We start from the raw sequence: 12500 nt of genomic DNA, 5'->3' as shown, positions 1-12500 counted from the left end.
TCGGATGCACCCGCCATTTGATTCTGTTAACCCTGCCGCGATGTCGACCGCGCAGCGGAAACGGGGCGGCGTTCGATGCGGTCCCGGACGACCCAGATGCCTACTCGTCGCGGAGTTCGAACTTCTGGACCTTGCCGGTGGTCGTTCGGGGAAGCTCCTTGACGAATTCGACTTCGCGGGGGTGTTTGTACTCCGCGAGGTTCGTCAGGCAGTACTGTTTGATCTCCTCGGGGGTCGCGTCGGCGTCGGGTGTGGGGACGATAAACGCCTTGACGGTCTCCCCGCGGCGGTCGTCCGGAACCCCGACCACTGCGGCGTCGGCGACGTCCTCGTGTTCGAAAAGCAACTCCTCGACCTCGCGCGGATAGACGTTGTAGCCGCCGGTGACGATCATGTGCTTCTCGCGATCGACGACGTAGAAGAAGTCGTCCTCGTCCCAGTAACCGATGTCACCGGTGTGGAACCACCGCTTGCCGTCCGCCTCGGTGAACGCCTTCTCGTTGGCCTCGGGGAGGCCGTAGTACTCCTTCATCACGTTGGGGCCGTGGATGACGAGTTCGCCCGTGATCTCGTGGAGGTCGGCCGCCTCCTCGTCGATCGGCCCCTCCGCGACGCGGGGCACTTCGTCGAAGTGCTCGTCTACGATCTTCGCCTCGACGCCCTCGAGCGGTTGCCCGATGCTGCCCTTCCGACGCGCGTCGTTCGTGTTGGCGTGGGTAACCGGGCTCGTCTCGGTCAGCCCGTAGCCTTCGTTGAGTTGAACGTCCCACAACTCCTCGAACCGGTCGAGGACCTCGAGCGGGAGACTCGCGCCCCCGGAGTTGGCAAAGCGCAGCGCCTCGAACTCGTACTCGGCGGCGTCGGGCTGGTTGATCATGTCGTTGAACATCGCGGGAACGGCGAACATGATCGTGATCCCGTCGTCCTCGAGTTGGTCCATGACCGTCGGCGCGTCCCACTCGGGAACGGGGTAGTAGGTACCGCCGCTGTACATCGCGCCGTTCATCACGACGGACATACCGTAGATGTGAAACAGCGGGAGCGTCCCGATGAGTCGGTCGGTGGCCTGGAACCCGCCCGGCGGGACGCTCGCGTTCGCCCGCGTCGTAAAGGCTAGATTGTGATGGGTCAACAGGACGCCCTTCGGCGTGCCGGTCGTCCCCGAGGTGTACGGCTGGACCGCGACATCGTCGTCAGCACGCTCGACGATCCCGTTGGTGTCGTCCGCGAGGAAGTCGTCGAACGCGGTGGCTCCCTCGACGTCCGCTCCCACGCTGATTACCTGCTCGACCGCGGTGTCGTCTTGCACCTCGAGAACGTTGGGAACGAGATCCGCCAGCGAGACGACCGCTTTCGCCCCGCTGTCGCCCAGCATGTGGCTGATCTCGCGGGCCTTGTACTGGGGATTCATCGGAACGATGATCCCGCCGGCGCGGAGCGTGCCGTAGAAGGCGGTGACGAACTGGGGCAGGTTCGGGAGATAGATTCCGACGCGGTCGCCCTCGCCGATGCCGCGGTCCTCGAGTGCCTGTGCGAACTGCCCGGCTCGCTCCCAGAACTCCTCGTAGGTCCATTCGGTCCCCTGATACGCGACCGCGGCCGAGTCGGGGTTCGCTTGCACGGTCTCGCCGACTTCCCTCACGAGATTTGTCATACCTTGTGTATGGTTGTCTGAGGCCCACAAAAGGGTTGTTACTCGGTAATTACATTTACTTCGGTTGTTCCCGAAACCGGGAGCGCCGCCCCGGTTGCGGAGCGGTTAGTCGAGGGTCGACGCGTCGGGACGTGACTCGGCCTCGGGGTCGGTCGGTAGGTCGTAGCCGACGACGTATCGAGCGTGCGCCAACACGCCGACGATCACGACCGCTGCGGCGATCTGTACCGCGACGTGGACGATCGAGCCGAACATCGCACAGAACGTGGCAGCGATGTAGAGACCACGAGCCGGTGCCGAGAGCTCTCGAGCCCCGTCGAAGCCGATCGTCGCGACGATCAAGCCGACGGTGCCGGCGAGTACCACAGGGAACGCGACGAGCGTCTCCCACGACCAGTAGATCAGACTCTCGTTCGCGATGAACGCGTAGGGAATGACAAACCCGGGCGCGCCGAGTCGGAGCGCTTGTTTACACGAATCGAGGAAGTTCGCGCCCGCGATTCGCGATCCGATCGCGACCGAAATCGCGACCGGCGGGGTGATCGCCGACAGCATCGCGAAGTAGAACACGAACATGTGCGTCGCGATCGGTGGTGTTCCGAGTTCGGTGATCGGTTTCGCGACCAGAATGGCCACGAGAATGTACGCGGCGGGCGTTGGCATTCCCAGTCCGAACAGGATACTGGCGATCATCGCGAGGACCAACACGATGACCAAGCCCCCGCCGAAGCCGAGCACACTCACGTCGCCGAGGCTCACGATCGATGTCGCAACGCGGGCCGTCAGTCCCGTCCCCTCGAGCAGTTTGACGATCACGCCCATGGCCGCAAGGACGCCGACCAGCGGTGCCATGTCGATGCCGCCCTGTTTGAACCCATCGACGGTCTGCTTGCTCGTCGCGACGAGGTTCCCAAGCACGTCGTCGCCCCGTACTTCCCGACCGAGGACTTCGGCTGTCACTTCGTCGGAGCCGATGCCGACGACACCGACGACAAAGTTCCGAACGAACATCACGCCGACGATCGCGAAGATCGTATTCATGCCCGCCGACAGCGGTGTGTACCGCAGATACACGAGCGTGTACAGGAGGACGACCATCGGGACCACGAAGTGGCTTCCTTTGAGGAGGAGCCGCCACCTGAACGACGAGAGATCGTTCGAGATCCAGCCGAACTTGAGGATCGTGAAATGAACCGCGAGACAGACGCTGAAGTAGAACAGCGCCGCCGGAATGATCCCCGCCCGAACGATATCCAGATACGGGACCTGAACGATGTCGGCCATCAGGAACGCGGCTACGCCCATCACCGGCGGCAGCATCTGGCCGCCCGCGGAGGCGACCGCCTCGATCGACGCGGCGATATCGTCGCTGACGCCCTGATCTTTGATCATCGGGATCGTGAAGCTCCCGGTCGTCGCAGTGTTTGCCGCCGCACTCCCGGTGATCGAGCCCATGATCATACTCGAGATGACGGCGATCTGGACGACGCCGGTCCGGAGGCTCGTCCCGAGTTCCGTCCCGATCTCACGGACGAACTCCATCAATCCGAACGCCTTCGCGATCCCGGCGAACATGATGAAGATCGCGACCCACGTCGACCCGATACCCATGAGCGTTTCGTGATAGACGCCGCTGATTCCGATTGCGCCGTTTTCGGCGATCTGCTCCCAGCTCTGTCCCGAGTGCTGGAAGACGCCGAACAATCGCGGACCGACCGCAGCATGGGCATACGCGATCGCCGCGACGGCAACGGCCGCGATCACGGTCCCGAACGCCCGCCGAGTGGTATCGATCGCCAGCGCGATCAGGACGACGCCGACGAGGTGGTCGGTGGTGGTATAGCCGAGGATATACGCGTCCTCGTCGAGTCGGGTGAAGTTCGTGTAGACGTGATACATCGTGAGCAACGCCACGACCGCGAGGGCAAGGGCGACGTACGGATCGACCCGCTTCCAGGTCTGCCGCACTCGCTTGAGTCCGTCGCCGATGCTTCCGCCGGTCGTCGAGGATTCCGCTGCGGCGAAACCAACGTCGGCGCTCTCGTTGCGGAACGTTCTGTGAGCGTAGTCGAGGTAGTACAGCGCGATCCCGATGCCGAAGAAGAGGATCATATACCGTGCGTCCCGCTTTACCCATCCTGGTTCTGGAACGAGTCCGCTGAGGGGCCACCCGCCCACGAGGGACACGGCGTACACGACGGTGTATCCCGTCAGGAAGACTCCCAGTGCGTACACGAGCCATCCCAGGGCTGACTCGAGTCGCCCGCGCTCGGAATATGTCTCAGACATCGGTCCCGTTAGTTACCGCCATCGGCGATGAAGAACCACGGCAGATCATAGAAGTGGACGATCTGTGCCATCTCGAAGTCGAGTTCGCTGTAGTTGCCAGCCCCGTCTTGGACCTCCTGTGCCGACCAGTTCTGGATGTACACCATCTCGGCGTCCTCCTGATCGAGCGCACCGAGGTTGGCCTCGGTTCCCTGGCTGGTCTGGGCCTCGACGAACAGGTCGTCAGTCCCGTTGTTGACGGCGCTGGCCATCCCCTGGTTGGCGGTGTATGCCGTTGTCGTCGATGTCGACGTCCGCATCCGGACGTTGGTGTCGCCGGTGGCCCCGCCGCTCGCACTGCCGCCGGCGCGCTCGAACTCGTCGCTCCAGACGCCGATTTCCTCGTAGAAGTCGGCCGCGGCGTCGTGGAAGGGCACATCGTCGTACATGTTCTCGACCCAGAACTCCTCGTCCTCGTAGGTAGCCAGGACGCCGTTGTATTCCGCCAGCTCCTGTTTCTGTTCGTACAGCGTCTCGAGGAACGTATAAACCGTGTCGTACTCGAGGTCGGCCCGGGAGACGAAGTTGTACGCGAAGGTCGGCGCGGGGACCTCGTCGGGTGCGTCGACGTTGTCGATCTGGCCCGTCTCGGCCGGCTGAATCAGCAGCCGGTCGTCGTCGTTCCAGGCCTGTTCGGTCTCCTCAGTCACGTCGAGCACGCGGAGGTTGTCGACCGTACTCGCGATCTGCTGGAGCCAGCTGGGGACGATCGAGAAGTTCATCAGCGTCCCGACGCCGACATCGAGCTGGTTCTCGTTGATCGCGTTGCCCTGTTCGCCGTAGCTCGTACTCACCCGATCGTAGCCATCGGTCGCGTGATCGAGCGCACGCTCGAGTGCCGGAGCGGTTCCCGACCCCGTCGGCGTCGGCGACACCGCCGTATTCTCGCCGATGTCGGAGAGGGTCTTGAAGTTCTTATTGCTGCCGCTCGTTTCACCGCCGATACAGCCGGCGAGTGCCGTTGTGGCTCCACCACCGGCGGCTGCGAGGACTGATCTGCGAGTCATACTCCTGTCGGTGAACTTGTGCCTGTTCGCCATGACACATTCTTTCATAGTTTCGTATTATAATACTTCCGCTATCAGTCGATCCGCCGCCGGCCGAGACACGGGACGGTCAGAACCGAGCCACACCGAACTCTACATGACCGGTCTAGGACGCGGAATGCCCCTCGAGCACTACGTGACAACCGACCACGGATGGCCGCCCAACGCAATCTCGCTGACCAGTCATGTGACAACTAGTATCGCAATACCTATTGTGCCATTCCCATACGTCTAGGTATGCTGGATTTCGTTCAGCTCGAGGCGGACCTTGGCCAAGAAGAGCGGATGATCCGGGATACGGCCCGGGAATTCGTCGAAGAACACGTCAAACCCGATATCGGCGAACACTACGAGCAGGGAACGTTCCCGAAGGACCTCATCCCGAAGATGGGTGAACTCGGCTTTTACGCCCCCAATCTCGAGGGGTACGGTTCGCCGAACGTCTCGGAGACGGCCTACGGGCTCTTGATGCAGGAACTCGAGGCGGGCGATTCGGGGCTGCGATCGATGGCGTCGGTGCAGGGTGCGCTCGTCATGTATCCGATCCACGCCTACGGAAGCGAGGAGCAGAAAGCGGAGTGGCTGCCGGAGATGGGCCGCGGCGAGTCGATCGGCTGTTTCGGCCTGACCGAACCCGAACACGGCTCGAACCCGTCGGCGATGGAGACCCGCGCCGAGCGCGACGGCGATGGCTACGTCCTGAACGGCTCGAAGACGTGGATTACGAACTCGCCGATCGCCGACGTTGCTATCGTCTGGGCCCGTGACAAGTCGACCGAAGACGATCCCGTCCGCGGGTTCCTCGTCGAGACCGACCGCGACGGCGTCACGACCAACAAGATCGACGACAAACTCTCGCTGCGGGCCTCGATAACTGGCGAAATCGGGCTGAATGACGTCCACGTGCCCGAGGAGAACGTCCTCCCGGGCGTCGAGGGGATGAAGGGGCCGCTGTCCTGTCTCACGCAGGCCCGCTACGGCATCGCCTGGGGCGCTGTCGGTGCCGCCCGGGACTGCTTCGAGGAGGCCCGCCAGTACGCGAAAGACCGCGACCAGTTCGGCGGTCCGATCGGTCGGTTCCAGCTCCAACAGCGCAAACTCGCCGAGATGGGGACCCAGATCACGCTGGCGCAACTGCTGGCCCACCGACTCGCCGAACTCAAAGAGCGCGGTGAGATGCGACCACAGCACGTCTCGATGTCGAAGCGAAACAACGTGCGGATGGCCCGGGACCAGGCCCGGATCGCCCGGGAAATGCTCGGCGGGAACGGTATCACGACGGACTACTCGCCGATGCGGCACATGTCCAACATGGAAACGGTCTACACCTACGAGGGCACCCACGACATTCACACGCTCGTTCTCGGCGAGGAGTTCACCGGTATCCCCGCCTACCAGTAACCACCGACCGTTCGAACCCGTTTTCCGCTTCTCGACCGCGTTCGTCTTCCGCATTCAGCGCCCAGCACGTCCGCTCGCCCCACCCGGTCGAGTCGAATCCGGAACGCCCGTTCCGCTCGGCGGCATTCGAATCCCAGTCTCCGGAACATTGATTGCGACGTGCGAATAGTATCGCGTATGGGAACGGACGGGGACGAGACCGGCGGAGCGGGCGTCTCGACGACGCGGAAAACGTTTGCACTCCTCGAGGCGCTCAAAGACGCGGAAGGCGTCACGATCGCGGACCTTACTGAACGGACGGACCTCCCGAAGAGTACCGTCTACCGTCACCTCCAGACGCTGACCGATCTGGGCTACGTGATCGAGCGCGACGGGGCGTACTACGTCGGCTTCCGCTTCGTCGAACTCGGCGAGCAAGCCCGTTCCCGGAAGGTGGGATACACGGCGGCCAAGCGGGCCGTGTTCGAACTCGGTCAGGAGACTGACGAGCGCGCGGTATTCATCGTCGAGGAGGCCAGCGAGGCCGTCTACGTCCATCGTTACGGCAGCCTCTCGAACACGATGATCGGGCACCGGCGGCCGCTGCACTCGATGGCGTCGGGCAAAGTCATTCTCGCGGAGTGGGACGACGCCGCGGTCGCCGACTACATCGACGACATCGGCCTCGAGACGATTACGCCGAACACGATCACTGATCCCGACGCGCTGTTCGACGAACTCGAGCGAATCCGCGATCGGGGATACGGGGTGAACAATCAGGAACACATGGAGGGGCTTCGCGGGGTCGCCGTCCCGGTCTATACGCCCGACGACGATTTCCTCGGGTCACTGGCCGTCTTCGGACCGACCAGTCGGTTCACCGACGATTACGTTCACGACGAACTTCCGACGCGGCTTCGGAACAAAGCCGGCGAGATCAAGGTGACGCTCGCCTACGGCTAACCGGCCCACGAGTATCGGTTGCGGCCATCCTCGTCCCGCCGAGCGTTTCACCGACTGAAACGCGGATGGCGACAATCGATCCTCCGTTCAGGATACGAACGAGTCGTTTCGCATGTCGGGATAGCGTTTCGTCAACATGATCTCGACCGCGCGTAACGGCGCAGTCGGTTACGAGCCGACGGCCTGTCCGCCAGTCGATATCCGTGCACAACTGCCCGTCTACAGTGTGTCCGAAACCTCCCTCGAGAACCGGTCGTTGTTCTCCGACCAGCGTCTCGCTCCGATGGCAGAACAACAACACACCACGAAATGTCGAGATTCGATGCATTAGCCGGGTGTATTTCGGCAAACGAACCACTCGGCTATCCGGACTCGTTCTCTCGCCCGAGGGTTTATCAGTCAACCCGCGGCCAACGGTGGTATGTCGGATTACACCCGACGATCGCGACGGACAGTTCTCCGAACAGTCGGTGCCCTGAGTACGGGAGCGGTCGCCGCAGTGACGACTGCCGGTGCGACGACCGGAACGTCCATCGATCGGCCCGATCATGCGCCGACCTCGAGACGTGGACAACAACGCACCCGAGGGTCGTCGTCGGCCGATGGCGAACTCGACGATCTCCTCGACGGCACCGATCTGTACATCGGCGTCGTCGACCGCATCGTTGATGGGGAACACGTCGTCCTCCTGTTGGAGGACGGCGAGTCGGTTGTCGATCAACTCGTGTTACCGGTCGACCGCTTCGCCACTATCGCGCCGGACGACATCCTGCTGGCCGCCGCTACGGACGGCGAATTGCATGCGTACCGACGCGTTCCATCGAAACCGAACGGGTGTCCCGATCCCGATTTCCCACGGCTCCCGTCCGACGGGTGAGACGACTACCCCTCGACTATCGTCACAACTGAACCGATTCACACCTATCGCACAGCCCTCGTGCGATCGGGTGTGCTGGCGTTCAGTGGCTACTATAGCCGGCCATCACGGTGCGGCCGTCCCCTCTCGAGGCCGTTCACTCCCAGTCGTGTCTCGCCGCTATCGATGGGTGTGAACCAATTACACTGGCCGGAACCAGCAAGTGCAACGCGTAATACTCGGAGTCGCCTGGGTCGAACCACGATGACGGAACCGTCCCCGCTCGAGTTCGGGTTCGATCGGCCGGGTCCCGCCAGCCTCCGCGCCGCGTTTTTTGGCGTCTGGTTCGTCGATCTCATCGCGACGATCCTGTTCTTTACCGTCCCATATGCGTACGAACTGAATCCCATGACGGTTTTCCTGTATGATCTCGTCGGGATCGTCGGCGTCGTTGTCGCCGCTCTCATCTACGCCGGATTCGTGATCGGTATCGGTCACGTTCTCTCGAAACCGTTCGATGTCGGGTTTGTACTGTCTGCCGTGGTCCTGTACACCCTCTTCGCGAGCAACAACGTCGTACTCCTGGTCTTTCGCGAGCCGTTGCTCGCCCCGGTCGTGCCGTGATCAAACGGCGTTCGCGCCGGCCCGCTCGGTCGCGTCGCGGCCCGAAGCGAACGGTCCGCGAGCGGGTAGCCACGACCGCATCGGTGGTGCTCGTCGCCGGTTCGTCGACGGACGACGGGCCGCGGGGCTGACGCGGTATCGACCGCGACCGTCGCCGCGACTCGATGCCAGGAACTTTACAACGATATATTTGTAATTGGCAGCTCGTCCGACCCAATCGATACGCCTCCGATCGTTCCCGAGTGGGAGTCGTGGGTATCGGGCATCGCCGAATCCCGCTCCGCTGTGTACCGCCACCATGACCCTCGCCCGGTTCAATATCCAATCTGATACTTATCTAGTAGAATACTAGAGTAGCAACCGTACCTATTTGGATACGTACGAATACGGATCGAATACGTTCTGTCTACTGTCCTGTCCCACTATTGTTTCGAATCGGTCGGTACAGGTCCTTGTGAGTCGATACTCGTCAGACCTATCCGAGACGGAGCGCTAAAACCGAATCGACCTCTTCACTCGACCCACCAGGTGATTGGACGACTCGAGCGACGGAGCGACCGCTACCGTAGGGATTGATTCCTGCGGCTTGGACACCGTTGGCAGTCAGCGACTGATCGCCTCGAAGTGCTGTCCCATCTATGTGTCTTTCTCTATAACATTCTGTAGTTCTGTGAACTGATGGATTGTCCTGTTAGCGGCTGCGATTAGCTTCCGACGGATGCAACTGCGGTCCGCTCCCGGTCGTCCGGTCGTAGCGGCCTTCGAACGGTCACCGGTGGTACTTCCCACACGAGTGGTGAATGTACCGTCGCTCGAGTCCGTGTCTCTCCCGCGGACTGCGAGGCCATCGAGCGCCTGGCTGCTCGCGGATTCTCCGATTTTCGCCAGTTGTGAGCGTCAGGAGTTGGGTTTCGGTTCGATGAAGACGACAGCCCCCGCAGTCGCACGGCGGTGCCGCTCACGAGTTCCTGACGAGACGTGGGCCAACTCGGATTTGAACCACGGGAAGGCGTTCCGGACCGCTCGCTTCGTTCGCTCCCGGACTGTGACTCCCGTGATTCAAACTCGAGTAGGGGTCCGTATTTGCGGCTCGCGAGGTCGCCCGCCGAAAAAGTATGGGCCAACTCGGATTTGAACCGAGAGCCTCCACCTTATCAGAGTGGCGCTCAACCTAATTGAGCTATTGGCCCGCGTCGTCGCCTTCTTCGCACTCAGTAGTTGCTCGGTGGGACGTTTAAGCGTTTCTTTCTCCGGGACCCGTGAGAATCGCTACCGAGCGAGGGGATCGTCGTCCCGCTCGTCGTCCGCGTCGTCGGCGTGCTCGTCGCCGAAGTCGATCGTATACGAGTCGTCGTTTTCGTCGACGGTGTAGGCGTCGTCGCCGAGATCGTACGTTCCGCTGTTGGTCGATTCGGTGGCGTTGCCCGCCGTTTCGTCGTCCGGAAAGCCGAACGTCCAGACGGTGCCGCTGGCGAACCCGCCGGTCTTCTTGTCCGCGTAGGGGACGATCACGAAGCGCTTGAGGGCGGCCCGGATCGGAATCCGTGTCAGCGGAACGGCGAGCAGGAAGCCGATGACGTCGGTCACCAGCCCGGGAGTCAACAGGAACGCTCCGGCGGCGATCAGCAGGCCCCCGTCGAGCAGTTCGTTGGTCGGCGGCTGCCCCGCGGCCATCGTCCGTTGCATCTTCCGGATCGTTCGCCGCCCTTCCGCACGAACGAGGAGCATCCCGACGAGTCCCGTCAGCACGACGAGCAGCACCATCCCGACCCAACTGATGAATCCGAACTGGGTGACGATCACCGCGAGCAAGACGGCGTCGAGAAACGGGATGAGCAACAGCGCGAAGATCCACCGGAGCATACTCCGATATAGCCACCGAAGGGTGAAAATCCTTTACTCTCGTGCCACGAACGGAATCGCCGCCGCTCGCGGCCCGCTCGATGGGTTGCGAGCGAACGAAGGGCTTACGCCGCCGACTCACCTGGGTCCGGTATGGACGATACGACCCGCGTCGAGTGGCGCGAGTGGGGACGGGACGCCTTCGACGAGGCCGCGGCGGCTGACGTTCCCGTCTTGCTCTCGCTGACCGCGACGTGGTGCGATCACTGCCACGAGATGGACGCGGAAACCTACGCCGAGCCCCGTATCGCGGCCAACGTCAACGACAGTTTCGTCCCGGTACGGGCCGATGTGGACCGGTATCCGCGCGTTCGCGACCGGTACAACATGGGCGGCTTTCCGTCGACGGTCTTTCTCGCACCCGACGGCACGGTCCTGACCGGTGCGGGTTATCTCGGCCCCGACGGGATGCGACAGGTCCTCGACAGCGTCCGAACCATGTGGGAGACGAAAGGCGACGGTGCAGCGCGCATCCCTCGACCGCTCCGCGAGGACAACCCTCCGGCCGGTGAGTTGACGGCCGACATCGAGTCGACTATGCTCGGCCAACTATCCGACAACTACGACGAGACCGCTGGCGGCTGGGGCCAAAGCCCCAAGTTCCCGCTGCCCGACGCCCTCGAGTTCGCGCTCAAACGGGACCGCGAGATGGCGCTGCGATCGTACGACGCGGTCGGTGCGAACCTGCTAGACGAGTACGACGGCGGCTTCTATCGGTTCGCGACCGACCGCGACTGGTCCGGGCTCCAACGCGAGAAGCTCCTAGACTCGAACGGCGCGCTCGTCCGTGCGTTCGCCAACGCCTACCTTCACACCGGGAAAGACGAGTACCGCGACCCCGCCGATCGCACGATCGATTTCCTCACGACGACGCTGTGGAACGCCGATGCCGACGCTTTCGCGAACAGTCAGGCCCCCGGCGAGGACGACGCCCACAGTCTCGACGCGACCGAGCGAGCGGCCGCCGCCGAGCCGCCGGTCGACGACGGCGTCTTCGCCGGCTCGAACGCGCTGGCGATCGAAGGGCTGCTCACCTACTACGCCTACACCGACGACGACCGGGCCCGCCGGTACGCCGAGCGCGCGCTCGCGACCCTCCGTGAGGACCTGCTCGAGGACGGCGTCGTCGCTCACGCACGCGCGGAGGCGGTCAGCGACGGCGACGCGATCCCGCTCCTCGCGAATCAGGCCCGCGTGCTGGCGGCGCTGACGACGGCCGCCAGTACCATTGAGACTGCTGTCCTCGACGACGCGACGGCCGTTGCGGAGACGACGATCGATCGACTCCACGACGAGGACTCGTTTCTCGACGGTCCCGCCGAGGGCGTCGGGCTGTGCGACCGGCCGCTCCGGCCGCTGGACTCGAACGTCGCGTTCGCGGACGCGCTGATCGATCTGGCTACCCTCACCGGGGACGACCGCTACCGCGAGTTCGCCCGGGAAACCCTCGAGGCATTCGCGGGGGCGAGTGACCGGTTCACCGTCCAGGTCGCCCGCTACGCGACGGCCACGTCCCGTCTACTCGAGGGGCCGCTGGTGATCAGGGTCGCCGCCGCGCCCGGAACGGATCTCCACCGTGCGGCGCTCCGACTCGCGGACCATGAAAAGGTGGTCGTCCCCGACGCCGATCTCGCCGCCGGAACGGCGCGTGCCGAACGGGGCGACCGCGTGTCGGCGGCTGCCGAAACTCCGAACGAGTTGAGCGAACGCATCCAGTCCATTCTCGACTGACATTCGGCCCCGAAAC

At 63.3% G+C, this 12500-nt stretch carries 9 protein-coding genes and 1 tRNA gene; 5 read left to right on the top strand and 5 right to left on the bottom strand.

All coding sequences use genetic code 11. The features are described 5' to 3' along the window. Window positions 1–100 precede the first annotated feature (100 nt). From FGF80_RS15870 to FGF80_RS15860, 3 genes are all read right to left on the bottom strand, one after another. Window positions 101–1654, bottom strand: a complete 1554-nt coding sequence (locus tag FGF80_RS15870) for a long-chain-fatty-acid--CoA ligase (protein ID WP_006183942.1) — start codon at window positions 1652–1654, stop codon at window positions 101–103. A gap of 105 nt (window positions 1655–1759) precedes the next feature. After that, a complete protein-coding gene (locus FGF80_RS15865; protein WP_138655079.1) occupies window positions 1760–3943 on the bottom strand; it encodes a TRAP transporter permease in 2184 nt (727 codons plus the stop codon). 8 nt (window positions 3944–3951) lie between these two features. Then, on the bottom strand, window positions 3952–4989 hold the full coding sequence (locus tag FGF80_RS15860) for a TAXI family TRAP transporter solute-binding subunit (RefSeq protein ID WP_049907781.1): 1038 nt from the start codon (window positions 4987–4989) through the stop codon (window positions 3952–3954). A gap of 276 nt (window positions 4990–5265) precedes the next feature. Between FGF80_RS15860 and FGF80_RS15855 the strand changes: the two genes are divergently transcribed. The 4 genes from FGF80_RS15855 to FGF80_RS15840 all read left to right on the top strand — a co-directional run bounded on the left by FGF80_RS15855 (window position 5266) and on the right by FGF80_RS15840 (window position 8851). Then, the gene (locus FGF80_RS15855; RefSeq protein WP_006183938.1) at window positions 5266–6429 is read left to right on the top strand and encodes an acyl-CoA dehydrogenase family protein; all 1164 of its coding nucleotides are present in this window, start codon (window positions 5266–5268) and stop codon (window positions 6427–6429) included. A gap of 177 nt (window positions 6430–6606) precedes the next feature. Further along, window positions 6607–7371 carry an IclR family transcriptional regulator gene (locus FGF80_RS15850; protein ID WP_138655077.1) on the top strand — a complete coding sequence of 255 codons (765 nt, stop codon included), beginning with the start codon at window positions 6607–6609 and terminating at the stop codon, window positions 7369–7371. Window positions 7372–7792: 421 nt separating this feature from the next. Continuing rightward, window positions 7793–8248: a hypothetical protein gene (locus FGF80_RS19325; RefSeq protein ID WP_175417047.1), complete on the top strand. Its 456-nt coding sequence runs from the start codon at window positions 7793–7795 to the stop codon at window positions 8246–8248. A gap of 243 nt (window positions 8249–8491) precedes the next feature. Further along, on the top strand, window positions 8492–8851 hold the full coding sequence (locus FGF80_RS15840) for a hypothetical protein (protein ID WP_138655073.1): 360 nt from the start codon (window positions 8492–8494) through the stop codon (window positions 8849–8851). A gap of 1116 nt (window positions 8852–9967) precedes the next feature. Here the strand turns inward: FGF80_RS15840 and FGF80_RS15835 are convergent. Further along, window positions 9968–10041 (bottom strand) — tRNA-Ile (locus FGF80_RS15835). A 79-nt stretch (window positions 10042–10120) separates the two neighbouring features. Further along, window positions 10121–10714 (bottom strand): FxsA family protein, encoded by a 594-nt coding sequence (locus FGF80_RS15830; protein ID WP_006183934.1) that lies wholly within the window; start codon window positions 10712–10714, stop codon window positions 10121–10123. Window positions 10715–10846: 132 nt separating this feature from the next. Between FGF80_RS15830 and FGF80_RS15825 the strand changes: the two genes are divergently transcribed. After that, the gene (locus FGF80_RS15825; protein ID WP_006183933.1) at window positions 10847–12484 is read left to right on the top strand and encodes a DUF255 domain-containing protein; all 1638 of its coding nucleotides are present in this window, start codon (window positions 10847–10849) and stop codon (window positions 12482–12484) included. Window positions 12485–12500 lie beyond the last annotated feature (16 nt).

It is taken from the genome of Natrinema pallidum, from assembly GCF_005890195.1.
GTDB classification, from domain to species: domain Archaea; phylum Halobacteriota; class Halobacteria; order Halobacteriales; family Natrialbaceae; genus Natrinema; species Natrinema pallidum.
Note: the sequence above shows the minus strand (reverse complement) of the source record. Positions and strands in the feature narration are given on the sequence as shown.

What these genes read in the sequence shown, in the direction of transcription:
- FGF80_RS15860 (WP_049907781.1), bottom strand. Translation starts at nt 4,989, where the DNA reads ATGACTCGCAGATCAGTCCTCGCAGCCGCCGGTGGTGGAGCCACAACG.
- FGF80_RS15855 (WP_006183938.1), top strand. Translation starts at nt 5,266, where the DNA reads ATGCTGGATTTCGTTCAGCTCGAGGCGGACCTTGGCCAAGAAGAGCGG.
- FGF80_RS15870 (WP_006183942.1), bottom strand. Translation starts at nt 1,654, where the DNA reads ATGACAAATCTCGTGAGGGAAGTCGGCGAGACCGTGCAAGCGAACCCC.
- FGF80_RS19325 (WP_175417047.1), top strand. Translation starts at nt 7,793, where the DNA reads ATGTCGGATTACACCCGACGATCGCGACGGACAGTTCTCCGAACAGTC.
- FGF80_RS15850 (WP_138655077.1), top strand. Translation starts at nt 6,607, where the DNA reads ATGGGAACGGACGGGGACGAGACCGGCGGAGCGGGCGTCTCGACGACG.
- FGF80_RS15830 (WP_006183934.1), bottom strand. Translation starts at nt 10,714, where the DNA reads ATGCTCCGGTGGATCTTCGCGCTGTTGCTCATCCCGTTTCTCGACGCC.
- FGF80_RS15840 (WP_138655073.1), top strand. Translation starts at nt 8,492, where the DNA reads ATGACGGAACCGTCCCCGCTCGAGTTCGGGTTCGATCGGCCGGGTCCC.
- FGF80_RS15825 (WP_006183933.1), top strand. Translation starts at nt 10,847, where the DNA reads ATGGACGATACGACCCGCGTCGAGTGGCGCGAGTGGGGACGGGACGCC.
- FGF80_RS15865 (WP_138655079.1), bottom strand. Translation starts at nt 3,943, where the DNA reads ATGTCTGAGACATATTCCGAGCGCGGGCGACTCGAGTCAGCCCTGGGA.